Genomic DNA, 23,611 nt, shown 5'->3' on the forward strand with positions numbered 1-23,611 from the left:
GTGTCATTATACCATATTATAAGTTGGGAGACACCTTACAAATCCAGTCTGTTATGGTGTCACCATTCTGATGACACGACGGACGCTCTATGACAACAGCGCCCTGTTCTCGCAAGAAATCATAGAACCAGTCGAGACCGTCGGAGATGAAAGCACCTGCCTCAGGGTCGTGACAGAAGAAGAAAGCAAAAGTCTTAACGTTCCAACGGTGACTAATAGCCTTTTATCACTTGCCCGAATGCTACATTCATGATTCTACTTTGCGTTTCCGACTATTACGATAATCTGCCTGCAAAGATAATACTTTTTCAAGAAATAGCAATTCACGTATATACCTTTTTTATAATGTTCATTTTACTAAAAGCCAATTTTTCGTAACGTTTTCTCATCAATTCTTTCATGGTCGCAGTAGTGTCATTGATTTTTCCATCTTTGCTTCCTTTTTCATTTTCATTCGTCTTTTCTTTTAAATCACAATGATAATATAGAAACATTCGCGAAAAAAATTCAATAAAAAGGGCAACTTTTTTTTCAAGGCCTAATTTACATTCACTCCTCGTAGCGGCCTGCCAATCGACAGATAACCTCTTCCAAACAGTACGGCTGTTCAGGCTTTTCGCCATCAGCATAACGGTGACAGATACGGCTGAAGGAATGCCACAACGTAGGAAACCCCTGCACTCGCGCCTCAGAAGCCAAACCCTCTTCATCAACCATATGACATTTGTTCCAGCCCGACAACATGCTGCCGCCAAAGCAGACTATCAACTTGCGACGACCGTCTTCATCCGTTACTACAGCCTTTTCGCACTCCTGCCACCAGTCCAGATACACGCCGATAGTCGCACCTTTGAAAGCCTTGTCACCACAATACATCAGCCCATTGGGCATGCTGATTGGAGCGTATGCCATGCGTGGGTCACTCAATATACGCTCGCGGTTATTGTACAGCAGCCATGCCGACCGCACAAACAGTTTCTGTTCCTCGGTGAATGTCATTTCCTTCTTCACCTTCTTAGCGCATTTCTTAGTTCCACAATGCTCCGATATCCTCTTATATAGTCCGAAGCCGTGAGAAAGGCGCGTCGGCCATTCCAAGTGAAAGCAAAAACCTCCTGGTTCTCGCCTTCAGGAATAAAACTAATACCTTTCAGTTCCTGTGGATTATCTCGCTGGCGCAAAACAAACGTAAGCATACTGCCCGTGCGGGCCTTCAAGCGGAAAAAACAAGGTTCGCAGTCCTTCTGATGTAAAACATAACTACGACCTTCCTCAAATTCTATTGTCTGTTGAATGTCTTCAGTCATAATCTTTTTTCAGTTCTTTAATCTCATCGTAGAGCACAGGATTCTTCTCCTGTAGGTAGGTTAGGCAGATGTCGAGCATCTGTCGAGTGGCCATCTCTTCACAATAGTAGTCGCCACAAACGTGTTCGAAACTGGAGTATTCATAGCCATAAATCTTACAACGGCACACGATGACCATCTCCTCTGTTTCGCTGTCGAAGCAAGTGTCAAGGTCAAGCCCTTTGGGACACCGCTTTAATATAGATGTGGCATAAAAGCGAAAGTCCTCCCTCAAAAAAAACTTATCGAAGCCCTCATCATACTTTCGCTTCAGGTCCCACTGTTCCTTAGTTAATTTACTTCTGTCCTTTATCATCATACCTATAATATAGTAAGGTATCAGAAAAATTTAATGATTTCGCAAGAAAAAACTGGAGCGCAGTCTTTTCGCAGGCTACGCTCCGGTTTCTATTCATCTTCTTCATCGGCCAAATCCTCATCATACTCAACCTCATTCATGTCGCAGTCAAGGAACTTGGCGCCACCGAAATCTTTCCATCCTGGCACGTAGCAAGGATCATACATTCTGTAGAAGTGACCGTCGTATTCCACCACTTCCAACAACACGTCCATGCCATTTAGAGCATTGAAACATTCATCCATAAGGCCGAAATCGCAGTCCCACCAATCCCCTTCACATAAGAAATGCAGCTTTTTGATGTCAAACTCCTCGTCCTCAGGCAGTTCAATATAGAAATTCACCGTTCCCTTACCCGGACTGCCGCAATCGCAATAGTTAACGCCATCGTCCGAGATAGCTTCATTATATTCCTTGGCTTGCAAGCGGATGTAATCGACGAAACTCAGATATTCACCATTCACGAACTGCTCCCATAGTTCCTGAAAGACGCTGGGGACATCATCCAGATTAGCTTTCTGCATCACTTTCCATACAGGCCAGCCATCATCATAGTCATAGTCGTAGTTTTCGTCCAGCCATTTTATGATCTCGACATCACTCTGAGGTTTTTCATCCTCTTCACCGTCCCAACAGGCCTCCAGCCAATCCTTAAGGGTTTTATTATCGCGATAATCCTCAATGGCTCCCAAACATAGCTGTGGCAATTTATCAAACGACATTTCTTTGTCGCCGTCCTTTACCTTCAGGTTGACGTTATCGTCCCCATTCACAAAGAAAACGCCACAAGTATCCTCAAACCTGTCATACACGTCGTCAGGTTCTTCGCCCGAACCAATATACTTATTGGCATACGATTTGTTTACTGGGGTGATTTCCACCAATCCCAAGTATCCAGACCATACAGTCAGTTCTACCGTACGCGTCTTTTTCTCTTCATTTTCTTCCATAGGTTAGTAACGATTTTACTGTACGTCGTGAGGTTTTATTGGTTATCTCTTGGTAGAACATTAAATAAAAATCTATTCATTACACTCATTAATATGCACAAAACATGCTTTTATTATTTCAGACATATCGGGCGCAACATGAGGTGAAATAATACAATCTTGTACCAATGTATCCTTAAATCGAATAGCATTACAAATAGTTCCATCAATTGGAAAAGGCTCTATTTTAAACACATGGAAGAATTCTTCAACATGATAGTCAATTATAGTAATGCGTTGGTGTAATACTTCCTGAAAAATTTTGATTACACTTCTCGCCTGCTCTTTTGTATATTTCATCGTGAGATTTTTATTGGTTATTGGATAGTTTTATCTGTGCGGTATTGTCGCTATATGTTACAATTTGGATGCCCTTGAAATCCGCATCTACTTTACGTCCAGAAAGGTCGTATCTGGCAACCTCTTTAGGTGATAAAGACTGATGAGACTCACGGACAGTTGTCGCGGCTGACTCATCGTTCTCAATTACGACAAAGTTCTCTATAGAAGAGTCATTGAAAGCAGTCTCACCAATGGTCAGTTTCACATTGCGATTATATGTCACAGTGTTGTGAAATTTTAAGGTCTTAAGATACTTGGTTCCCTGGAAGGCATTGTTGTTAATGCGACGAACTGTGGAGGGAACCTCAAACTCCTCACGCGGATTCATGGCTGGATATCTAACCAACACTATAGGAACACCATCGTAGAGCATATATAGTACACCGTCAATAGTCTTTATTGTGTTATCTTTGTCAAAATATCCAGTTTCCATATAGCCTGTGGTATAGTTCTGCGTGGTTTCTAACGACTGGGCTTTTGCAGTAGTCGCCACGGCTAACAATAGGAAAAACAATAGTTTTCTCATATCCTTCTACTTTATGATATATTTTTTCCCGTTGATGATATTGATTCCCTTGACGGGCTTTGACATTTTTTGTCCCTGCAGATTATATACAGTCCTACTTTGGTTAGTCATGTCAACAGGTGTCTTAATGCCGCTTTGTGCAGTTACATAAACTTTTGCTGTTGCCTCTAAGTTGGTACCATCAGTAGTGGATACAGTAATGGTGACCTCACCCTCATCGAGTCCGACGAACTGCCCCGTCATCTCCTCAATATGCAAGATAGATTCATCGCTGCTAGACCATGAAAGGTCTTTTACAAAGGCATTCTTTGGCATGGTGCTTGCAACAGCCTGTCCCACTTCCCCTACGCCACAATAATAAGGTGCATTCTCTATAACAATAGACGTTGCCTCTACTACAGGAATGTCGTCAACAATGATGACACCATCTTTTTCAATCGCTTGTTCCCAACTGATGTTAGTCTCATACAATTCTTTCAAACCATTATACACATGAACATAAAGAGGGTTGGCAGTAAGGTAAAAAGGAGACTGAGTCCAACTGATAGCCTGAGGCGTGGAAGAATAGTTATATATACATGACAAATTACTACATTTTACAAATGCATAATCTACTATCTGCATGGTGGTGCGAGGTATAATTACCTCTATGAGGTTTTCACATTCAGCGAAAGCCTCTTGACCGATTTCAAACAGCGGCTCTGGAAGTTCAACACGTGTAAAGCCTGTATTGGCAAATGCTGATCCGCCAATAAGTTCCAGTGAATTGCCCCATTTCACATCCGTTAGATATAGACATCCTCTAAATGCAAAAGGCATAATTTTTTTTATGTTTTTAGGCAATTCAATAGATTTAAGAGGGGTTTGTTCGAAAGCCCATGCAGGGATCTCCGTTAAATTATCACTAAGTTTCACACTTTCAAGCCATGTGCAATAGCGGAATACGCCGTAATCCATTTTCTCCACCGAATTGGGTATCTCAATATGCTTTAAGTTGATACACCAACGGAAAGCCTCCCAACCAACCTCTTTAACAGTGTTAGAAATTGTAACATCTTCTAAAACCTGACATTGCAGGAATGCATCGTTGCCAATAAATTCAAGTCCTTCATTCATTGTCACCTTTTTCAGCGAGCTACAGTTCCAAAAAGCAAAGTCACCAAGCTTTTTAAGCGACTTTGGGAATGTTACTTCCGTAAGGCTTATACAGCCTTGGAAGATGTTGTCGCCCCATACCTGGATGTTGTCGCCCCCCTTGATACTCTTCAACTTGTCGCAATCTTTAAACGCATCCTCGCCTATTGATATAAGCGAATTTGGAAAATTCAGAGCAGTCACAGAACACCCTGTAAAAGCGCGTCTCTCAATTTTCTCCAACACACCATTGCTGGCAAATACAATGCTCTGCAAATTAGAACAGTATTGACAAGCCTCATAGTCTATATACTTGACAGTTTTAGGGATAACGATAGTTGTCATATTTCCTTGTCCCCTAAATGCTCCATTTAAAATGGCTGTAACTGTATATGTTTTTCCTTCATAAGTAATTGTTGAAGGAATGTTCACCATACCGGAATAGTAGGTGTTACCACCATTTAATGGTTGTGTAACATCCGCAGTCATCGTATTGGAGTCAATACTATACCAAATACCATTCACTTCTTTTGTTACGGGCAATGCATAAGTACTGACCGAAATAATTGCCAATAGGCAAAGCATTTTTAATCTTAACTTCTTCATGTTTATCATTTTTAGTTGTTAGTAAATTTCAGAGATTGAATCAGACAAAAGATTACTTATTTTTGACGCATCACTTCTAGTGAAGCCTTTGGCACATATAATCAAGCCACCCTTTGTCTCAATAATAATATCTGCAAAAAATAAGTGCACATTCTTCGACACACTACCAATTGCAGAAAAGTTTATACATTTTTCATTATGACCTATAATTTTCCCCTTACGGAATGTAACACGTTTATTCGACGTGTCAATAATCAGTTCGTCGGGAAACAAGGCATTTCCGTCGCCTGATACTCTGTTTGCACAAAAACGGTATGTCATTTTATTGTTTTGGGTGTTTGTAAGAATACATAAAAAGAAAACGTGAGCAATTACTTCGCTTACGTTTCCCAGGTATCGCCAAACACCTAACTACCATTAACGAATACTCTTCATGTGAAATAGGTATGTTCTCTACACTACTCATAATTGTTAGTTTTTTAGCACTTGCCTACTCTTTTATAGGATTTTCGGCTTTCTCCTGTTGTCAAAAAATCATTGCAAAGATATGGCTTATCATCGAAAAACACACATTAAAGCTTGGTTCTTATTTGGTTCTTTTTATGTCCGTTCTTGCACAATTAACAAGAGTTGTGTACTTTTGCAAAACAAAAGGAATCCTTTCGGAATGGAAAAGAAACAGGAAGAGCTAAAACACCTGACGGAACTGGTTTTGGGCATCAACATAAAAACACCCAAGGACTTTGAGCTGCTACAGAAAGAAATACAGCAGAAGACAGGACAACAATTAAGTCTGTCTACGCTAAAGCGTTTCTGGGGATATGTGGACAAGGACAACGTGGACTACAAGGTGCGAGTGACCACGCTCGACATTCTTGCACAATTTGCCGGATTCCATAACTGGGTATCTTTCTGTCAGACAAACCTTGAAGAGGGTGATGAGAGTGGCACCATGGCTTATCGCAACCTGTATCTGAGTGATCTTCAGGTAGGCACCCACATCATTCTTCGCTGGATACCCGACCGCATAGTTACCATGCGCTATGAAGGCGACGACTTGCTAACCGTTGTAGAATCAATAGGCAGCAAATTGCGACCTGGTGACACGTGTCGTTGTATGCATATCGTGGAAAACACACCGCTGACGCTTTTCTCATTGGTTAGAAACGGCGAACTGATAGGCAACTATATCTGCGGAAAAGAACATGGTGTAGTTTTCTCTGTTCGCAAATAATCTTATTTTTCTTCAATTGGCTGAAGGTTGAGTTCGCTCCACCCTTTTGCGTTTTGATAGGCTGCCAGAGACTTCGCAGGCACACGAATCACGCCATGGAAAGAACTATCGACAATGGTAGAAATCTTTGGGGGCTTTGGTGCCAGCACCTTGATTTCCTCCAGTGATTCACACTTATAGAACAGATATTCGCCTAACAACTTGACCTGAGCAGGCAATGTGATGGTGTGCAATGAACGGCACCGAAAGAAAACTCCACGACCTATACGTTGTAGCGTGTTGGGCAATTGTACATTCTCCAGACTGTCACAACCTGCAAAGGCATCTTGTCCTATGGAAATAACTCCTTCTGGCAAATTGATTGCTCGCAGCGATACACACGCCACAAAACAGTTGCGAGGCACCATGGTAGCCGATGCCGGCCAACTGACATTGGTGAGACTACGGCAACTGGCAAAGGGCTCATAGTACAGATTGCGCAATGAAGGGGGGAGGTACAGCCCTTTAATACGGCAGCAGTTTCGCAGGGCGCTGTTATTGATGGTAGTGATAGTAGGCGGAATATGGATATTTGTGATTAGTGAACACTCACGAAAGGCATTGGCTGCTATCTCGCGGATATAAAAGGTCTCACCATGGAAGGTAACCGATTCGGGTATCACAATATCTTTTTCGTAGGGAAATCCATCCTCGGGCGCAGGTATCACAGCTGCCGAGTGGTTTGCAACTGATATTACACGAAAGTAGAACGTGTCAAGGCAGGTGGTATCAACAAACTCAGTACCATCGACAATTGCAGATGTATTAGGCTTCCAAAAAGATTGCCATGAGAAAACAGCAGCCAGCAGGAATAATAGTACCAACAGCAGAAACCATTTCCTACCACTACTTCCAACATTCCGTTCATCCAACAGGGTTAACAGCTCATCTACAGACTGAAATCGGTCCTCCTTGCGTTCTTTCAGACAACGTGCCATCATTTTCTGAAAAAGCGACTGCTGAGGCGACAACCATTCAAGTATCTTGCCAAGTGAATAGATATCGGTACGGGCATCTACGTCATAACTGCCGTCCTTCTGCTCTGGTGCTGCATAAGCAGCCGTTTGCCCCATCAGGTCTGGGCGGGCATCAATATAGCTGCATCCCAAATCAATAAGACGCACGTCGTGATTGACATCGGTGAGCATGATGTTTGATGGTTTCAAGTCGAGATGCAGGGCCTGATGGCTGTGCAGTTCGTGGAGTGCCATACAAAGTTGGCTCAGAAACTTCCGCAGATTGTTTGATTGTGAGAAATAGTCGGGATGCTTGTTGACAAACTCATCGAGGGTTACTCCATTGACATAGTCCATTAAGACACTACATTCGTTGGGGGTATCGATAAGTTCGTGATAGCTAACAATATAATCACAATGAATCGAGGAGCCCAAAGCATACTCCTTTTGCAGCACCTCATGATAGAACATCTGCTGCATATATTCTGGGCGCAAGGATTTAAGGAAGAAGTACTCGCCATTTCTGAGCACCTTGTAGAAAAGGTGCTGCCTACTGCCTGAACCAAGGCGTAGCTGTTGTACAGCTTCTTTCTGATGTCCCTTAGGCACAAAGAAGAATGACGATTCGGAATAATCCTGATTCACGACTGTTCTATTATGATAGTCCCTTATGTTTACATATCCTCCATGGACAAACCACCCTTTGTGATTTCTTTGCCACGAAATATGCGTCGCTTCATCTCTGCGACTTTCTCTTCAAGTCTTGCAGGAGAATACTTCTGAGGATTACGCTTCACCTCATACGCTTCAATATCGCCTTCAAGCGTTTCGGCCACAATGTCAATCTCGAAGTCATCGCTATTGCCTTTGGTGTTGACGCCATTCGGTTGCCACCAACCTCCTATCTGCTTGTATCGGCAGCTCTCCATCATCTTCTGACGGAACCAGCGTTCCAGGGCTATTCCTGAGAATGTGGTGTAGTCATTAGTAATGATGCTCTCCAGTGCTGGCATATTCTGCAACTCAATAAGAGCGGAGTACCTGTGAATGTAGCGGAACCAGAAACGGAAGAAGTTGTCCTGTATTTCATAACGTACCGTCTGGCTGCCTTCTTTGGCACCAATCGGACGTTTCTTCTTGATGATACCGTATTTTTCTTCCAGTATCTTCAATTGTCCGCCAAGACTTTTCATTCCTAAAGATCCTTCAATCTCGCTTTGTGTAACATCGCCGTGCGCTATCTGGTCGAGGATACTAAAGTATGTGCCATATTGCTTGCCAAACTCCTGAATGAGTATCTTCTTGCCTTCGTCAACAAAATAGCTGTCACCACTTGAGCAAACGTAGTGTATCATCTTCTTTACGTTAGTGCATCCGTTGTTCATGAGCAGTTCAATGTAACGAGCCACCCCACCTGTAATCGTCCAAAGTGCAAGAAGGTCTTCTGAGGTGTAATTAGGCTTGTAGTCACCCAGTATTTCCTTAATCGTATCTGTATTAAAGGGCCTCAGCTTAATGGTAAAATCATCCCTGCCGAAGAGAGGCTGCTCTTCGTCTTTGAAGATTTTTTCCATCATGCGGAATATAGAACCAGACACTATCAGACAGACGTTTGTCTGATTCTTGTATTCGTCCCACAATTCCTGTATGTCGCTGAAAATACCAGCATTGATATTATCAAACTCCTGAAACTCATCTATAAAGAGTGTGAACTTCTTTCGTTTTCCAATCTCCAGTATCATCTGGAAGAGTTCACGAAACGAACTCATTCCATCGGGAACAAACTCGCCAAGCTTTTCGCGAACCTCTTGCACAAAGGTTCTAACGAGAACAGTTTCTGTCTTTCTTCCAACGAAGAAATAGAGTCCTGGAGCATCTTCCTGCGTCTCGCTTATCAATTTGTATACAAGACTAGTCTTACCCACGCGCCTACGGCCTGTGAGCACAACAAAGCGGGAATAATCGTTGTACGCCTGACGCTGCAATTCCCTAAGCTCGGTCATTTCGCGTTCTCTATCATAGAACTTCTTCATAGAATTTTACAGCTATAAATTTTACGACCATAACATTTCGGTGCAAAACTACATAATTAAGTTGACATACACAAAGAATATGACTAAAATCTGCGTTTTGCTCCGAATTCAGCACCGTTTTTCTCCTTGTTACCCTTAGACTTTCCCATTGCAAGCCTTACCCATCTTAGAGACTTGTGTAATATTGTATAGACAGAATTGCAAAGTGTGGCAGTCCATACAACAATGTAGTTCTGACTATGCTATTTTACAAACTCGTCGAGTTTGGTTACCAAAGTCGACGAGTTTGGTCACCAAAGTCGACGACTTTGGTTTTCAAGACAGTAAGAACCAGAATACAAGGATGTCAGAAATATATTACAGAACTGCCAGAATAAGAGCACAAAACCGATTACACAGAAGAACCGCCCCCACATACCCGTTCTAACCAAACGCCAGAAGTATTCTTACCAAACGCTCGGAGCGTTCTTACCAAATGCTCGGAGCGTTCTTACTAAACGCTCTGGGAGTTCTTACTAAACGCTATAGAAATATTAATTGAATGTTTAATAACAATAATTCTTTTGCGGTTCAACCATTTTTGTTTACCTTTGCACACTCAAAAAGAAAGAAAACAAGAATGGTAGTTTGTATAGCAGAGAAGCCCAGCGTGGGTAAAGACATAGCACGAATACTGGGAGCGACGACCTCGCACGACGGATATATGGAGGGCAACGGCTATCAGGTGACATGGACATTCGGTCACCTGTGCGAGCTGAAGATGCCTGAAGACTATACGCCCATGTGGAAGTCGTGGAGCCTCTCTGCGCTGCCTATGATTCCACCTCGCTTCGGCATCCGCCTGAAAGAAGACCAAAGCATAAAGAAGCAGTTTGCGACCATAGAGCGCCTGATGCGCGCTGCCGACGCCATAATAAACTGTGGTGACGCCGGACAGGAGGGAGAGCTGATACAGCGCTGGGTGATGCAGAAGGCACAGCCCACATGTCCTGTTAAGCGACTGTGGATTTCGTCGATGACTGACGAGGCCATACGCGAGGGCTTTGAGAACCTGAAGGACCAGAGCGAATATCAGACGCTATACATGGCCGGACTGAGCCGTGCCGTGGGTGACTGGCTGCTTGGAATAAACTGTACGCGCCTATATACAACTAAATACGGACAGAACCGTCAGGTGCTATCAATAGGCAGGGTGCAGACGCCGACGCTGGCGCTAATAGTGAATCGACAGAAGGAGATAGACAACTTCAAGCCCGAGCCTTACTGGGTGCTTGCCACAGTATATCGCGACACCACGTTTACTGCCACACAGGGACGCTTCAACACGAAGGAAGAAGGTGAGAAGGCCTTTGCAACGATAGAGGGAAAGCCGTTCACCGTTACTGATGTGCAGAAGAAGAACGGCAAGGAGACGCCCCCATCGCTCTACGACCTCACATCGCTGCAGGTGGACTGCAACAAGAAGTTCGGCTTCTCGGCAGAGATGACGCTGAACATCATACAGCAGCTCTACGAACAGAAGCTGACCACATATCCGCGTGTTGACACGACATTCCTCAGCGACGACGTCTATCCGAAGTGTCCGCAGATAATGAACGGACTGTTCCAGACGAAGTTTGCAGGAGTGGCTCCCTACGCTGAGCTGGTGCGCCCATTAGGCGGCAAGCCACTGACAAAGTCGAAGAAGGTGTTCGACTCATCGAAAGTGACAGACCACCACGCCATTATACCCACAGGCGTTCCGCCACAGGGACTGGCAGACCTGCAACAGAAGGTCTATGACCTCATAGCACGCCGCTTCATAGCTGTGTTCTATCCTGACTGCAAGTTCGCACAGACAACAGTATTAGGAGCAACCTCCCCCGACCCCTCCAAAGGAGGGGAGGACCTTGCGGAGAATGTAAGCGGCAGCCACTCCTCCCCCTTGGGGAGGTCGGGAGAGGTCCTGGAATTCAAGGTTACTGGCCGCACAATACTCGACCCAGGATGGAGAGCCGTCTATGCTCGCGATGCCCAGACCAATGACGATGACGAGAAGAAGCCTGAAGAAGAGGAGCGCACTCTGCCTGACTTCAAGAAAGGCGAGAGTGGTCCGCACACGCCTACGCTGACGGAGAAGATGACCACTCCTCCACCCTACTTCACAGAGGCCACCCTGCTTCGCGCTATGGAGACGGCGGGTAAGCTGGTGGACGACGAGGAGCTGCGCGCAGCAATGAAAGAGAACGGCATAGGACGCCCGTCAACACGTGCAGCCATCATAGAGACGCTGTTCAAGCGCCACTATATTCGCAAAGAGCGCAAACGCCTTGTGGCAACGCCAACAGGCATAGAGCTCATAGACCTGATACACGAGGAACTCTTAAAAAGCGCTGAGCTGACTGGCATCTGGGAGAAGAAGCTAAGAGACATCGAGGCAAAGAAATATGATGCGCAGCAATTCATAGACGAGCTGAAGCAACAGGTGACGGAGATAGTAAGCAAAGTGCTGTCAGACCCATCAAATCGCCGAGTGGCCCTGGAACAGCCCGAAGAGCCGAAGGAGAAGGCCAAGGGGAAGACAAAAGAGAAGACCACAAAGAAGGCTACGAAAAAGAAGAAAGAGGCCGACGACGTTCCAACCATCTGTCCTGTCTGTGGCAAAGGCCACGTGATAAAAGGCAAGACTGCCTGGGGATGCTCGCGCTGGAAAGAAGGATGCACATACAGAAAACCGTTTGACGAATAGAGTCATTCATCGCAGACGGATAAAAACATCTTTATAAAAGGGTAAAACAAAAAGACCACAAAGATGACATACGAAGAAATAGTCAACTCAAACGCTGCCGTAAACAGCAAGAACGGACTGACACCCTATGGAAGAATTGATCGCCAACAGGTGGACAAGAAATACCATAGTGTGATGACGCTGAAGCCAGAGCTAACCTCGCGACTGGGGTTTGTGGAAGCCCTGAAGACCGACCTCAACGCCTGCATGACGCTGAAGGCAAAGCAACAGTTGCATGGAGAGCTGAAGCAGAATGGCGACAAATACACGATTGAGCTGGAGACAGGAACCTATCAGACTCTGGCACATGTAGTCAACGACAATCCTGCCATCGTGGCAAAGGCACGTTTCATAGACAGTGTGGTGGAAGGACTTATGGACCTGCTCGAAGAGATGCATGCCAAACAGATATATGCCCTCTGCCTAGCTCCAGAGAACATCCTCATCCGCAAGGGTGACGAGACGGCAATGCTGCTGCTCCACGGCTCAAGTTTCTCAAGGATTATCGAGGCTAAAGAGCTGTTCGGCGGATATGAGGACTATCTTGCTCCTGAGCTGAGAGACGGAGGCGAGATGACAGAGCAGAGCGACATCTACTCGCTGGGCAAACTCGTGGAATGGATGTTCAACCAGGGTTCGATGCCCTATGAATACAAGAAGATTGTAGGCACTGCCACACAAGAGACTGCAAAGCGCAGGTTCAAAAGCATCGAAGCGATGCACAACAGTCTTAACACGGAGAAGAACAAGAAACGCTCATTCTTCTCGCTAATTGCAGCATTGGCAATAGTTGTGGTCTGCATAGGCCTGTACTTCGAGCTGATGCCAAAGGCAGAGAATATAGAGTTTGTTGAGCCTGCACCAAAAGAGCAGGAAGAGAGCCTTTTAGACCAGGGCGGCTTCGACCCAGAGCAGGAAATGCTGAATGACACGTCGCTGGTGGACTCGATAACAGAAGAGGAGAAGCGCACACTCGACGACTACATGAAGAAGGCAGAGGACATATTCCGCAAGCAGTTTACCAAGGAGGCCGACAAGATTCTGTCGAAGGTGCTCAACGACTCAAAGATGAGCGACAGCGAGAAAGAGTTCATGACAAGCAACAATGCCATGCGCGACGAACTGATGCAGTTGCAGACAGAGCTGGCAGAGCAAGCGGGAATATCCGACGACCGAGCTGGACGAATCTCTACTGAAGTGCTTAACCAGCTCTACATAGAGAAGCAGAAGAAACTGAGAAAATATAATTTCCAGGTTGAGGACAAGAAGTAAAAACAACTAAAATATTATAACAATGAGAAGCAGAACAGCAAATTGGTTTGAGTGCCGCATAAAGTACGAGAAGACTATGGAAGACGGCATGCAGAAGAAAGTGACAGAGACATATACCGTTGACGCACTGAGCTTTACGGAAGCAGAGCAGCGCATCATGGAAGAGATGTCAAGCTATATCAGCGGAGAGTTTGAAGTGGCCGACATAAAGAAAGCTGCCTACAAAGAGATATTCTTCAGCGACGAGGAGATGGCAGACCGCTGGTACAAGGCAAAGCTGCAGTTCATCACCATCGACGAGAAGACAGAGAAGGAGAAGCGCTCATCAGTAAACTACCTGGTACAGGCTGGCACGCTGAACGGTGCGGTGAAGAACATCGACGAGGTGATGGGTGGCACAATGATTGACTACGTCATAGCATCAGTAGCCGAGACCACACTTCTCGACGTCTTCGAGTACAAGAAGAAGGGAGAAGACGCGAAACCAGAGTTCGAAGGATAAAAAACATTCAGAAAGGAGAGCGAAAGCATGTTTCCTGTAAAAGATAATCTTCACAAGGTGCTAAGCTCACTGCCTGAGGGAGTGAGACTGGTGGCTATCAGCAAGTATCATCCTGCTGAGTTCATCACGGCTGCCTATGAAGAGGGACAGCGAGTGTTTGGTGAGAGCCACGAGCAGGAGCTGCGCCAGAAGCACGAAGAGCTGCCAAAGGACATAGAGTGGCACTTCATTGGACATCTGCAGACAAACAAGGTGAAGTACATCGTACCCTATATCACCATGATCGAGGCTGTAGATTCCATAAAACTGCTGCGTGAGATACAGAAACAAGCAGCAAAGGCCGACAGGACAGTAAAAGTGCTGTTGGAACTGCACATTGCCGAGGAAGCAACGAAATACGGACTGACGCTCGACGACTGCCGACAGCTGCTTGCCGAAGGAGAATGGCGCGAGATGAAGAACGTGCAGATATGCGGACTGATGATGATGGCATCGAACACCGACGATGAACAGCAGATAGCCAGCGAGTTCCAACAGGCTGCCAGCTTCTTCGACGAGGTAAAGGCAGAGTTCTTTGCAGACGATGACAACTTCTGCGAGCGTTCATGGGGCATGAGCGACGACTATCAGATAGCTGTAAGAAACCATTCAACGATGGTACGCATAGGAACGATGATCTTCGGACCAAGAGTATATTAATTCCATACAGATGTCAACACCTATATATATTATAGAGGAGAAAAAACTGCGCAAGAACCTGCAGTTGATAGCAAGCGTGGCACAGCGTGCCGACGTGGAGATAATACTGGCATTCAAGGCGTTTGCCCTGTGGAAAACATTCCCCATCTTCCGCGAGTATATCAACAGCACCACGGCAAGCTCGCTATCAGAGGCCCGACTCGCCTATGAGCAGTTCGGCTCAAAGGCCCACACCTACTCTCCTGCATATACTGACGACGAGATTGACTGCATAGCCGACTGCTCCAGTCACCTGACATTCAACTCTCTGTCGCAGTATGAGCGCTACCACAACCGAGTGGCAGGAAAGTGCTCAATAGGACTGCGCGTAAACCCAGAATATTCAGAGGTGGAGACGCTGCTCTATAACCCCTGTGCACCAGGAACACGCTTCGGCATCTCTGATGACAAGCTACCAGAGAAGCTACCCAGCGACATAGAGGGATTCCACTGCCATTGTCATTGCGAAAGCGGCTCAGACGTTCTGGAGCGCTCATTAGTACACATAGAAGAGAAGTTCTCACGCTGGTTCCCACAACTGAAATGGCTGAACCTCGGCGGAGGACACCTCATGACACGCAAGGACTACGACGTAGAGAAACTGATAGCAATACTTCAGGGACTGCACAATCGATACCCATGGCTGAAGATAATCCTCGAGCCTGGAAGCGCCTTCGCATGGCAGACAGGACCATTGGTGAGCCATGTAGTTGACATTGTGGAAGACAAAGGCATCAAGACGGCAATACTCGACGTGAGCTTCACATGCCACATGCCCGACTGTCTCGAAATGCCATACTATCCAGAAGTAAGGGGAGCAGAACATGTGGAAGAAACCTCTCACCTCTCACCTCTCACCTCTCACCTCTCACCTTCTTTCGTCTATCGCTTGGGCGGTAACAGCTGTCTCTCAGGCGACTTCATGTCATCATGGCAGTTCGACCACGAGCTACAGGTTGGCGAAGAGATCATCTTCGAAGACATGATTCACTACACCACGGTGAAGACCACAATGTTCAACGGCATAACCCACCCCTCAATAGCAATGCTCCACGAAGACGGCACGCTGGAAATACTGCGAGAGTACAGATACGAGGACTATCGCGACAGAATGGACTGAACAATCATAACAATCCCGAAACGAAGATATACGACATTCAGAAACACATATTGCCTTAGCAAAAATAACTTTTTTTGCAAAAAAGCAAGAAAAAGTTTTGGCGGTTCAGAAAAAAGTCGTACCTTTGCATCCGCAATCGAGAGAGATGCCTCCGTAAGGGGTTAAAAATGCGGAAATAGCTCAGTTGGTAGAGCACAACCTTGCCAAGGTTGGGGTCGCGGGTCCGAGTCCCGTTTTCCGCTCCACATTTTGAAACAAAGAGCGTTAGAGCAAAGGCTCTATCGTAAAATGCCCAGGTGGCGGAATTGGTAGACGCGCACGTTTCAGGTGCGTGTGCCGCGAGGCGTGCAGGTTCGAGTCCTGTTCTGGGCACTCTTTTTTAAAATCATGATTAACTATCATGCTGGAGAGGTGGCGGAATTGGTAGACGCGCTACTTTGAGGGGGTAGTGTCAATTGCGACGTGGGAGTTCGAGTCTCCTCCTCTTCACATGAAGATGTTAATTGCGGAAATAGCTCAGTTGGTAGAGCACAACCTTGCCAAGGTTGGGGTCGCGGGTCCGAGTCCCGTTTTCCGCTCTCGAAAGATGCTTAATGCTTAATGCAAGGTGCTTTCAGTGAGAGCATGGCATTGGACATTGAGCACTTATTTTTTTATTAGAGCTCTATTGTACTAAAAAAATGAATTTATACTTAAGATATTTTGATAAAGAGGTTCTTGTCAACAATGTTGACGAAGCTATCAATTTCTTGAACAGCATTGGAGAGATTGTCATAACCCCAGAGCTTGAAGCCGACATACGTGAGTATGCTGCAAGCGATGTATTCTTCCCAAAGCGCTACAAGATTCGCCCACGCGTGTACTTCATAGTCATCAAGACTGACGCTGCTACTATGCTCGACTTCAAAGAGAAGAAAGCCGTGAGAAGCAACAACGTAGAGAAAGAGCGCACAGCAGCCCCTGCAGTAATGCGCCTCAACGAGGTGCGTCCAGGCTGGTATGAGGGTTCAATAGATTTCAAGCGCGTGCAGATGGTGCCAGGAACAGGCAAGTTCCAGTATCGCGACACTCATTTCGTGGCAATGGTGAAGGCAGAATCAGGTATTGACTGCTACAACAAAATTGTTGAACATCTGCGCCAACGCGTTGACGACCGCAGCCAGTTCCCATCATCAAAAGGAAAGAACTTCAAGTTCCGCTACATGGGGTTGGCCAAGGACATGGTGAAATAAACCTCTATTAACAATAAAATCCTCTATAACACAATGAACAAAGCTATGCTCATAGGCAACGTGGGACGTGATCCAGAAGTAAGATATGTGGATCAGGGACAGGCTGTTGCGCGCATAACGCTTGCCACCACAGAGCGAGGCTATACTCTGCAGAACGGAACACAGGTGCCAGACAGAACTGAATGGCACAACATTATCATGTGGGGAAAGTTGGCAGAGATAGTAAACATGTATGTTCATAAAGGAGACAAGCTGTATATAGAGGGACGCATACACTACGCCTCATACGACGACAAGCAGGGTAAGCGCCAGTACTATACTGAGATATGGGCTGACAACATGGAGATGCTTACACCTAAGAAAGAACAATCGGAATAGATAAATGGACGACTATTTTCTATATTTTCAACAACTGTTTAGCGAAGTAAGATTAGAAGAGCCAACACTTGGCGCCATAATGGCAATAGTTCTTGCTGCCGTTCTGCTGATAGCATCGGGCTTCGCCTCAGGTTCAGAGATAGCATTTTTCTCACTCACACCTAACGATCTGAATGAGCTTGACGAGGAAAAAAATCCTGTTGACGCGAAAATAAAACAACTTCGAGAAGACTCAGAGCGCACACTCGCCACCATCTTGATATCAAACAACCTGGTGAATGTGACCATCATCATGCTCTGTAACTATTTCTTCTCACACATCATATATTTCGGCAATGCCGTTTGGCTGGAGTTTCTGATAATAACGGTGTTGCTGACATTCCTGCTCTTACTGTTTGGAGAGATTATGCCCAAGGTTTATTGCGGTCAGCACGCATTAGCCGTATGCCGTACCTTTGCAGGAGTGATACTCGGTCTTAGCAAGCTGTTCCGTCCGCTTGCGAACATACTCATCAGTACAGGTGCCATTGCAGAGAAGGTGACAGTAAAAGAGAACCGTGTGCTTAGTGTTGACGAGCTGGAGCAGGCGCTGGAGCTTACAGACGAAGACGAGCTGAAAGAAGAGAAGAATATGCTTGAAGGCATAGTAAGATTCGGCGATGAGACCGCTAAAGAGGTGATGACAAGCCGTCAGGACGTGGTAGCACTAGACTTCCGCTCATCGTTCCCTGACGTGCTGAAATGCATCGTTGAGAACAACTATTCAAGAATACCTGTCTATCAGGGCTCAATAGACAACATACGTGGAATACTCTACATCAAAGACCTGCTGCCGCATCTGAACAAGCCAGCAGCATTCAGATGGCAGTCACTCATCCGTCCTCCCTACTTTGTTCCTGAGACGAAAAAGATTGACGACCTGCTACGTGACTTCCAGAAGAACAAGGTCCACATAGCTATTGTTGTAGATGAGTTCGGAGGCACAAGCGGAATTGTCACTCTGGAGGATATCCTTGAGGAGATTGTTGGTGAGATAAACGATGAGTACGATGAAGAAGAGAAGACATTCGTACGCATGAATGCCAACACTTATGTGTTTGAAGGAAAGACATTGCTGGCTGACTTCTATCGCATTCTGGACATCAACGACGAGACATTTGAGGAAGTGCAGGGAGATGCCGACACACTCGCCGGACTAATGCTTGAGTTGAAAGGCGACTTCCCCAGCCTGCATGAGACGCTGGAATACGAGAACTACACGTTTGAGATGGTAGAGATCGATGAGCACAGAATATCAAAGATAAAGGTGATTATACACAACACTTGATATATCTGCCAACCCAAGCTTGATATATCTACCAACCCAAGCTTGATATATCTACCAATCCAAATCGGAAAGCTTGACAGCATGATACCATGCTGTCTTTTTTATGTCAGCATTGTAACCATTCATACTGTTGCCATTGATGTTCGTATATGGGAAATACCACGTACCTGAAGACTTTTGCGGAACGAACATGCTCACGCCGCCATAACGTTCGTCAGTCAACACCTGAGTTGTCTTTTCATCGTTACTCGTTTTGCCAAAGACATACGGTAATATCTGTTGGGCTGTCATCCAACCCTCCTTAGCATTAACCTTATATACGACAGCCTTGTCAAAGGCCTTCTTCCAAGAGTCATAGGTAGCGCTGTCAGCATAATGAAGCATGACATCGTTCATGTCATACATACAACTCTCTTTAATATCATCTACGTTTCCGTAATAGTAGATAAGCTTTTCCTTATAAAGGACAGGCAGTTTCTCATAACGCATGGTGTCCATAGACTTCAGCGCGTATGAAGTAGCAGATGCTAATGATTCGAGTTCTGATGTCTTGACAACCGACAGCGGCGTACGCGAATCATAGGTTATACTAAAGCCCCAGTTCTTCCTATAATACGCTGGGATAACCTGTTCATAATATCTGTCAACTATATCCTTATAGAAATCTGCTGAATGTGAGAAGAAATGCTTCGTAACCGTTGAGTAAGGGCAGCCTACTCCTGGGATTTCTGCTGGAGAAGCTATAATGTAGTCAACACAGTTGCGCAACTCATAGGCCACCTCTACACATTGGAACTGGCAACAGTCAGCCAATATGAACTTCAGTGGCTTACCCCATTGTGTCAATGTCTGAGCCATCGTTGGCATATTCATCCACACCAGTCCCCTTATAGAACTGGTGTTCTGTCCATTGTCGCCACCAAACGCCCTGAACGGTCTTGATGAGGAAACTGCAACGGAGTCTTCAAACAGCCATCCAGTAGCATGGCCCCACAGCACGAGACCGTAATCGTTAGCAGGGAAATGTGTAGAGGTGTAGTTAAGCACATCTCTGAATGCAGAAGGATCAGAGGAGAGAGGATCGTTTGGCAAGGCAAAAGAATCCTTGGTCTCTCCGTTCTCTATCCTTATGATATATGGATTACGATTCTTGTTCGCATCATCGACATACACCACAAGTGCATTGTTTCCTATATTTGCCGATCCTGCCCTTAGTCCTTCCAGCCCTATTTTTATGTAAGAAGTGAGATTGTTCTCGCCAGACATATAGACGAGAACGGTACGATCGTACTGATGTACCACAGGCTGAACAGGATCGTCGTCTGAACACGACGACAATAGTGCTGCTATCGCTATTAGGCAGAACAGTGTTCTCATGCCGGCTTTTACTTATGCTTCTTGTAGTAGTCGAGACCTAACTTTATGTTTTCCTTTATAGCATCTGAAGTGAACGTGGCTCCTGTCACGCCGTCAACCTCCATCTTCTGTGCATCCTTAACCTTCATGCCGTCCCATTTATTCAGGAGGTTTTTCTTCACACGTGCCATGTACTTAGGAGTCTCTTCGTTTTTCAGAGCCTCAACCTTCACAATCTTATCCTTCTTGATATAGATTTTCACTGGCGTAGCGCTAACATAGCCTATAACGTTCTTGCCCAGTGTAGTGGTGTTGACGACATACATGCCGTCTTCCTTAGTCATAACATTGTCCTTCTGTGGTGCAGCACTCTGGAGAGTTGCTGCCAAGAGAAGCAGCACAGCGCCGCTCATCATGCTTACAATCTTTGTCTTATTCATATTCTTTTATTTGTTTCTATACATTCATTTAGATTACTACTTTCGCGAAAAGTTTAATATAGTCTTTCACGAAGCACTCAATTGAAGATGCCTATGCTCAGTCCGAAGCACTTTGCGTCAAGGCTGTTGTTCGTTTTCAGATAGTCGCCATAGGCACGAACAAAGAAGCGCGACAGCTGTCCTTTTATGGTTAGAGGGAACTCATAGGTGATCTGCAGGCGACCACGCCAGTAGTTTGCGTCGTAGTATTGCATATCAGGTATCAGCACTCCTACAGCATAGTCTGTCGTAGCGTCATCAAGCGACAGCGCTGCCTCATTCGAGATATGTCCGCCAGCCACAGCGTCAACCCAAAGGTTTTTCGCAATATTCATGCCACCTTCTGCCATAATGGTTGTACCGCGATGCTTGAGTGACGAGACGGGCAACAGGTGCTTGTTCCTTGACTTGTCCATCTGGATGTGGAAACCTGCGTATGCGTTATCTTTCTTGTCCTCCGTAAAATGAGCACGATAGCGCAGTTCTGCATTCAGCGTCTCCACCTGATAGCGCTTCTTATACGTGAGCTGTGTCTCATAGCTATATGATGTCAGTCCTGTCTGCTGGTCTTTCGTCTGCACCAGCTTCTGACGGTATTCGTCGGCATAACCCTGAGCGTATTGACAGCCCAAATCTATCTCATGCAATATATTGCCTGTCGTTAAACGGCTACGTATATTGCCACCATAGACAAACGAGGTATATCTGCCTGGCTCGTACTTATACTGTCCATACACGAACTCCTCTCCCCTCTCCATCATAAGCGACACCATAGTATGCTGACGCCCTGAACGGAAAGCATAGGTCAGTTCACCACCAAAGCGATGATCCACCCACTCGCGTTCGAATCCCTTATACGCTCCAACGCTACCCGATGCATTCTCCATGCCAGAGAGCAGGTAATAAGAAAGGTTAGGATCGTTCTGCACAGTCTGTATGTTTGCTATCTTCTCCTTCCTGCGGTTATATGATGCCGACAGTCCGAGTGTGTGGGCATCAGACGTATATGTAACAGCAGGAGTTATCTTATAGTCAAGCAGCTGCGAACGCGAGCGCGGATCGCGCAGACGGCTCAGGTCTGCCACCTTATAGTCCAGTTTTGCTCCAACTCGCCAGTTGCCCAGGCCTACTGTGCCTAAGGCTCCAGTGAAGTCAAACGTCTGTGTGTCATAGGTGCCATAGACGCTGCTTGCAGACATATATGGATTAGAGTCATAGGGACGCATCACGTCACACCAAGCTTTTTCCTTCGTGTGGTCCATGCCAAAATCGAATCGGCCATAGCCTACGAGCGATCTGCCTATTCTCTGGTAGCGTTCTGCCTGAAAGCCGAGAGAGTTCTTACTGTTCCCTTCCTGCACACGATGATAGCTACCTTCCTGATGTTGCAGGTTGAAAAGTGCATATCCCCTGTTATAGTGAGACGAGTCAACAGCGTTGTCAATATCGAGTGACAGTCCTGCTGCATTATTGCTCAGTCTCCACATCTGTGTGGCATCAGCATAGCGATAGTCAGCCTCTTGGGCATTGGCCATCAGGAAGCTAAAGAACGACAATAGTATAATTGTTTTTCTCATAATCGTATTCTTTAATAATCTACTGAGCGTTTATTCCTCCACTTCGTCATATTCACGAGGACTGATAGTTTTCGACACATTGAAATCGTTGGCAGAGTTATTGGTATCTACCAACAGCTTATGTCCGCCAGCACTTTTCTTGTCAGAAGTCTTGCGATAGACCACCTCACCCGTATAGCCTGTCGTTGCCACGATATGTGTGCAACTTGCATCAATTTCAGGATAGAGACGTTTCTTGCTGATGTCAGGACCTGTATCAGCCCTATTCGACAAACACTCCACGCCATCAAGGATATATCTCTTTGGCAGAAGCACCCACTGTGTGCCTGAAGTAGCCGTGTTAGGATATTTGTATGTTTTTTCCCAGCTTGTCACATCCTCATCAGTCTGGAACAGCACTACGCCACAAAGTCCATTGGTAAGCAGATTCATGTTTGAGATTGTTGAATAATAGCTGTATATTAGATCCAGTGCAGGCACTTCAGGGTTGTTGGTCAACGGATTCTTGCTCGTATCCTTTGCTTCGAAGTCAGCTCCTGTCAAGTCATGCTCCATTGGGGCATTGTTCTTCGTGTGGTCAATGGCGCTATTCACTATCAGCAGAGTGCCACCAGGAGCCATCTTACAGATGGTGTCCTTTGGTATTCGGAATATCTGCTTCAGCAGTACCACAGAATCAGCATACTGTTCGTGCAGATTCTCAAGCGTATATGCCTGAATACCTTCTGCCTCCACAAGTCCTATATACAGTCCTGCCACATCTACAGAATCGTCTGACTGGTTGAACAGTTCAAGATACTGGCCAGCCCTATAAATCTTGTTGTTTTCGTCCTTCGATGTAGCATAGTATATCTTGCTTATCACGATATCCTGATCCTCAGAGACACTCAGTTGTATATCAACGGTTTGCTCAGCGAAAATCTCCTGTTTAGCAAGACTACCTGACACAGTAAGGTCGTGGGCACTGCTCAGTGCCTGTCCCTTACCACCTGTTATTGCGGAATACTCGCTACTTGTTATAGACCATGCTGTGGAGATGGTATATACGTCAGGTGTCAGCTCGCTTATGCTTGCCACACCATTGGCATCGGTCTGTGCTGTCAACGTCTTATTGTCAGCTTTCAGCGTTATCGTTCTGTTACCCAGATTGCTATTGTCTGTAAACAGTTCTGGCTTAACGAGTCGCACTGTAGTCTGCTGAAGAGGCTTCGTTGCATCTTCATAGTCCACACAGGCAGAAAGCATCGCTGTCAGAGACAGCAGGCAATATATTGTTTTTCTCATTGTATTATGCTTTAAA

At 45.7% G+C, this 23,611-nt stretch carries 22 protein-coding genes and 4 tRNA genes; 13 read left to right on the top strand and 13 right to left on the bottom strand.

Annotation, left to right across the window (positions count from 1 at the left end; translation table 11 throughout):
- Positions 1–549: 549 nt before the first annotated feature.
- From M1L52_RS00110 to M1L52_RS00140, 7 genes are all read right to left on the bottom strand, one after another.
- Positions 550–1,011 carry a hypothetical protein gene (locus M1L52_RS00110; protein ID WP_248612810.1) on the bottom strand — a complete coding sequence of 154 codons (462 nt, stop codon included), beginning with the start codon at positions 1,009–1,011 and terminating at the stop codon, positions 550–552.
- On the bottom strand, positions 1,008–1,307 hold the full coding sequence (locus M1L52_RS00115) for a hypothetical protein (RefSeq protein WP_248612811.1): 300 nt from the start codon (positions 1,305–1,307) through the stop codon (positions 1,008–1,010). Before M1L52_RS00115 ends, M1L52_RS00110 begins: the two co-directional genes overlap by 4 nt.
- Positions 1,300–1,665, bottom strand: a complete 366-nt coding sequence (locus M1L52_RS00120; protein ID WP_248612812.1) for a hypothetical protein — start codon at positions 1,663–1,665, stop codon at positions 1,300–1,302. The genes M1L52_RS00115 and M1L52_RS00120 overlap by 8 nt, the downstream gene beginning before the upstream one ends.
- A gap of 89 nt (positions 1,666–1,754) precedes the next feature.
- Positions 1,755–2,654 (bottom strand): hypothetical protein, encoded by a 900-nt coding sequence (locus M1L52_RS00125; RefSeq protein ID WP_248612813.1) that lies wholly within the window; start codon positions 2,652–2,654, stop codon positions 1,755–1,757.
- Between the two features lie 72 nt (positions 2,655–2,726).
- Positions 2,727–2,993 carry a hypothetical protein gene (locus tag M1L52_RS00130; RefSeq protein ID WP_248612814.1) on the bottom strand — a complete coding sequence of 89 codons (267 nt, stop codon included), beginning with the start codon at positions 2,991–2,993 and terminating at the stop codon, positions 2,727–2,729.
- A gap of 10 nt (positions 2,994–3,003) precedes the next feature.
- Positions 3,004–3,561: a leucine-rich repeat domain-containing protein gene (locus tag M1L52_RS00135; protein ID WP_248612815.1), complete on the bottom strand. Its 558-nt coding sequence runs from the start codon at positions 3,559–3,561 to the stop codon at positions 3,004–3,006.
- Positions 3,562–3,567: 6 nt separating this feature from the next.
- Positions 3,568–5,301, bottom strand: coding sequence for a leucine-rich repeat protein (locus M1L52_RS00140; RefSeq protein ID WP_248612816.1), 1,734 nt, complete (start codon positions 5,299–5,301; stop codon positions 3,568–3,570).
- Between the two features lie 667 nt (positions 5,302–5,968).
- Here M1L52_RS00140 and M1L52_RS00145 point away from each other — a divergent pair.
- On the top strand, positions 5,969–6,535 hold the full coding sequence (locus tag M1L52_RS00145; protein WP_248612817.1) for a hypothetical protein: 567 nt from the start codon (positions 5,969–5,971) through the stop codon (positions 6,533–6,535).
- A 2-nt stretch (positions 6,536–6,537) separates the two neighbouring features.
- Here the strand turns inward: M1L52_RS00145 and M1L52_RS16445 are convergent, their stop codons facing one another.
- Together M1L52_RS16445 and M1L52_RS00155 are read right to left on the bottom strand one after the other, a co-directional pair.
- The gene (locus M1L52_RS16445; RefSeq protein ID WP_248612818.1) at positions 6,538–8,175 is read right to left on the bottom strand and encodes a leucine-rich repeat protein; all 1,638 of its coding nucleotides are present in this window, start codon (positions 8,173–8,175) and stop codon (positions 6,538–6,540) included.
- 29 nt (positions 8,176–8,204) lie between these two features.
- Positions 8,205–9,563, bottom strand: coding sequence for an ATP-binding protein (locus M1L52_RS00155; protein WP_248612819.1), 1,359 nt, complete (start codon positions 9,561–9,563; stop codon positions 8,205–8,207).
- Between the two features lie 619 nt (positions 9,564–10,182).
- Between M1L52_RS00155 and M1L52_RS00160 the strand changes: the two genes are divergently transcribed.
- From M1L52_RS00160 to gldE, 12 genes are all read left to right on the top strand, one after another.
- Positions 10,183–12,291, top strand: coding sequence for a DNA topoisomerase (locus tag M1L52_RS00160; protein WP_248612820.1), 2,109 nt, complete (start codon positions 10,183–10,185; stop codon positions 12,289–12,291).
- Positions 12,292–12,354: 63 nt separating this feature from the next.
- On the top strand, positions 12,355–13,602 hold the full coding sequence (locus tag M1L52_RS00165; protein WP_248612821.1) for a protein kinase domain-containing protein: 1,248 nt from the start codon (positions 12,355–12,357) through the stop codon (positions 13,600–13,602).
- A 22-nt stretch (positions 13,603–13,624) separates the two neighbouring features.
- Complete coding sequence (locus M1L52_RS00170; RefSeq protein ID WP_248612822.1) at positions 13,625–14,104, top strand: DUF4494 domain-containing protein; 480 nt, start codon at positions 13,625–13,627, stop codon at positions 14,102–14,104.
- A gap of 27 nt (positions 14,105–14,131) precedes the next feature.
- Positions 14,132–14,803, top strand: a complete 672-nt coding sequence (locus M1L52_RS00175) for a YggS family pyridoxal phosphate-dependent enzyme (RefSeq protein WP_248612823.1) — start codon at positions 14,132–14,134, stop codon at positions 14,801–14,803.
- A 10-nt stretch (positions 14,804–14,813) separates the two neighbouring features.
- A complete protein-coding gene (nspC, locus tag M1L52_RS00180) occupies positions 14,814–15,962 on the top strand; it encodes a carboxynorspermidine decarboxylase (protein ID WP_248612824.1) in 1,149 nt (382 codons plus the stop codon).
- Between the two features lie 169 nt (positions 15,963–16,131).
- Positions 16,132–16,207 (top strand) — tRNA-Gly (locus M1L52_RS00185).
- Positions 16,208–16,252: 45 nt separating this feature from the next.
- Positions 16,253–16,334 (top strand) — tRNA-Leu (locus M1L52_RS00190).
- 33 nt (positions 16,335–16,367) lie between these two features.
- Positions 16,368–16,451: transfer RNA gene (locus M1L52_RS00195), tRNA-Leu, on the top strand.
- A gap of 16 nt (positions 16,452–16,467) precedes the next feature.
- Positions 16,468–16,540: transfer RNA gene (locus tag M1L52_RS00200), tRNA-Gly, on the top strand.
- 102 nt (positions 16,541–16,642) lie between these two features.
- Positions 16,643–17,194 (top strand): hypothetical protein, encoded by a 552-nt coding sequence (locus tag M1L52_RS00205; RefSeq protein WP_248612825.1) that lies wholly within the window; start codon positions 16,643–16,645, stop codon positions 17,192–17,194.
- Positions 17,195–17,227: 33 nt separating this feature from the next.
- A complete protein-coding gene (locus M1L52_RS00210; protein ID WP_248612826.1) occupies positions 17,228–17,572 on the top strand; it encodes a single-stranded DNA-binding protein in 345 nt (114 codons plus the stop codon).
- 4 nt (positions 17,573–17,576) lie between these two features.
- On the top strand, positions 17,577–18,899 hold the full coding sequence (gldE, locus tag M1L52_RS00215) for a gliding motility-associated protein GldE (RefSeq protein WP_248612827.1): 1,323 nt from the start codon (positions 17,577–17,579) through the stop codon (positions 18,897–18,899).
- 51 nt (positions 18,900–18,950) lie between these two features.
- On the opposite strand, the gene M1L52_RS00220 is transcribed toward gldE, so the two are convergent.
- The 4 genes from M1L52_RS00220 to M1L52_RS00235 form a co-directional block, all read right to left on the bottom strand.
- Positions 18,951–20,276 (bottom strand): clostripain-related cysteine peptidase, encoded by a 1,326-nt coding sequence (locus tag M1L52_RS00220; RefSeq protein WP_248612828.1) that lies wholly within the window; start codon positions 20,274–20,276, stop codon positions 18,951–18,953.
- 8 nt (positions 20,277–20,284) lie between these two features.
- Complete coding sequence (locus M1L52_RS00225) at positions 20,285–20,695, bottom strand: FMN-binding protein (RefSeq protein WP_248612829.1); 411 nt, start codon at positions 20,693–20,695, stop codon at positions 20,285–20,287.
- 77 nt (positions 20,696–20,772) lie between these two features.
- Complete coding sequence (locus tag M1L52_RS00230; protein ID WP_248612830.1) at positions 20,773–22,311, bottom strand: DUF6850 family outer membrane beta-barrel protein; 1,539 nt, start codon at positions 22,309–22,311, stop codon at positions 20,773–20,775.
- Between the two features lie 30 nt (positions 22,312–22,341).
- On the bottom strand, positions 22,342–23,595 hold the full coding sequence (locus tag M1L52_RS00235; RefSeq protein ID WP_248612831.1) for a DUF4876 domain-containing protein: 1,254 nt from the start codon (positions 23,593–23,595) through the stop codon (positions 22,342–22,344).
- Positions 23,596–23,611: the final 16 nt, after the last annotated feature.

The organism is Prevotella sp. E13-27, assembly GCF_023217965.1.
In the GTDB taxonomy this organism is placed as follows: domain Bacteria; phylum Bacteroidota; class Bacteroidia; order Bacteroidales; family Bacteroidaceae; genus Prevotella.

What these genes read in the sequence shown, in the direction of transcription:
- M1L52_RS00230 (WP_248612830.1), bottom strand. Translation starts at nt 22,311, where the DNA reads ATGAGAAAAACAATTATACTATTGTCGTTCTTTAGCTTCCTGATGGCC.
- M1L52_RS00170 (WP_248612822.1), top strand. Translation starts at nt 13,625, where the DNA reads ATGAGAAGCAGAACAGCAAATTGGTTTGAGTGCCGCATAAAGTACGAG.
- M1L52_RS00210 (WP_248612826.1), top strand. Translation starts at nt 17,228, where the DNA reads ATGAACAAAGCTATGCTCATAGGCAACGTGGGACGTGATCCAGAAGTA.
- M1L52_RS00115 (WP_248612811.1), bottom strand. Translation starts at nt 1,307, where the DNA reads ATGACTGAAGACATTCAACAGACAATAGAATTTGAGGAAGGTCGTAGT.
- M1L52_RS00165 (WP_248612821.1), top strand. Translation starts at nt 12,355, where the DNA reads ATGACATACGAAGAAATAGTCAACTCAAACGCTGCCGTAAACAGCAAG.
- gldE (WP_248612827.1), top strand. Translation starts at nt 17,577, where the DNA reads ATGGACGACTATTTTCTATATTTTCAACAACTGTTTAGCGAAGTAAGA.
- M1L52_RS00145 (WP_248612817.1), top strand. Translation starts at nt 5,969, where the DNA reads ATGGAAAAGAAACAGGAAGAGCTAAAACACCTGACGGAACTGGTTTTG.
- nspC (WP_248612824.1), top strand. Translation starts at nt 14,814, where the DNA reads ATGTCAACACCTATATATATTATAGAGGAGAAAAAACTGCGCAAGAAC.
- M1L52_RS00135 (WP_248612815.1), bottom strand. Translation starts at nt 3,561, where the DNA reads ATGAGAAAACTATTGTTTTTCCTATTGTTAGCCGTGGCGACTACTGCA.
- M1L52_RS00155 (WP_248612819.1), bottom strand. Translation starts at nt 9,563, where the DNA reads ATGAAGAAGTTCTATGATAGAGAACGCGAAATGACCGAGCTTAGGGAA.
- M1L52_RS00175 (WP_248612823.1), top strand. Translation starts at nt 14,132, where the DNA reads ATGTTTCCTGTAAAAGATAATCTTCACAAGGTGCTAAGCTCACTGCCT.
- M1L52_RS00120 (WP_248612812.1), bottom strand. Translation starts at nt 1,665, where the DNA reads ATGATGATAAAGGACAGAAGTAAATTAACTAAGGAACAGTGGGACCTG.
- M1L52_RS00160 (WP_248612820.1), top strand. Translation starts at nt 10,183, where the DNA reads ATGGTAGTTTGTATAGCAGAGAAGCCCAGCGTGGGTAAAGACATAGCA.
- M1L52_RS00220 (WP_248612828.1), bottom strand. Translation starts at nt 20,276, where the DNA reads ATGAGAACACTGTTCTGCCTAATAGCGATAGCAGCACTATTGTCGTCG.
- M1L52_RS00205 (WP_248612825.1), top strand. Translation starts at nt 16,643, where the DNA reads ATGAATTTATACTTAAGATATTTTGATAAAGAGGTTCTTGTCAACAAT.
- M1L52_RS00225 (WP_248612829.1), bottom strand. Translation starts at nt 20,695, where the DNA reads ATGAATAAGACAAAGATTGTAAGCATGATGAGCGGCGCTGTGCTGCTT.
- M1L52_RS00130 (WP_248612814.1), bottom strand. Translation starts at nt 2,993, where the DNA reads ATGAAATATACAAAAGAGCAGGCGAGAAGTGTAATCAAAATTTTTCAG.
- M1L52_RS00235 (WP_248612831.1), bottom strand. Translation starts at nt 23,595, where the DNA reads ATGAGAAAAACAATATATTGCCTGCTGTCTCTGACAGCGATGCTTTCT.
- M1L52_RS00140 (WP_248612816.1), bottom strand. Translation starts at nt 5,301, where the DNA reads ATGAAGAAGTTAAGATTAAAAATGCTTTGCCTATTGGCAATTATTTCG.
- M1L52_RS00125 (WP_248612813.1), bottom strand. Translation starts at nt 2,654, where the DNA reads ATGGAAGAAAATGAAGAGAAAAAGACGCGTACGGTAGAACTGACTGTA.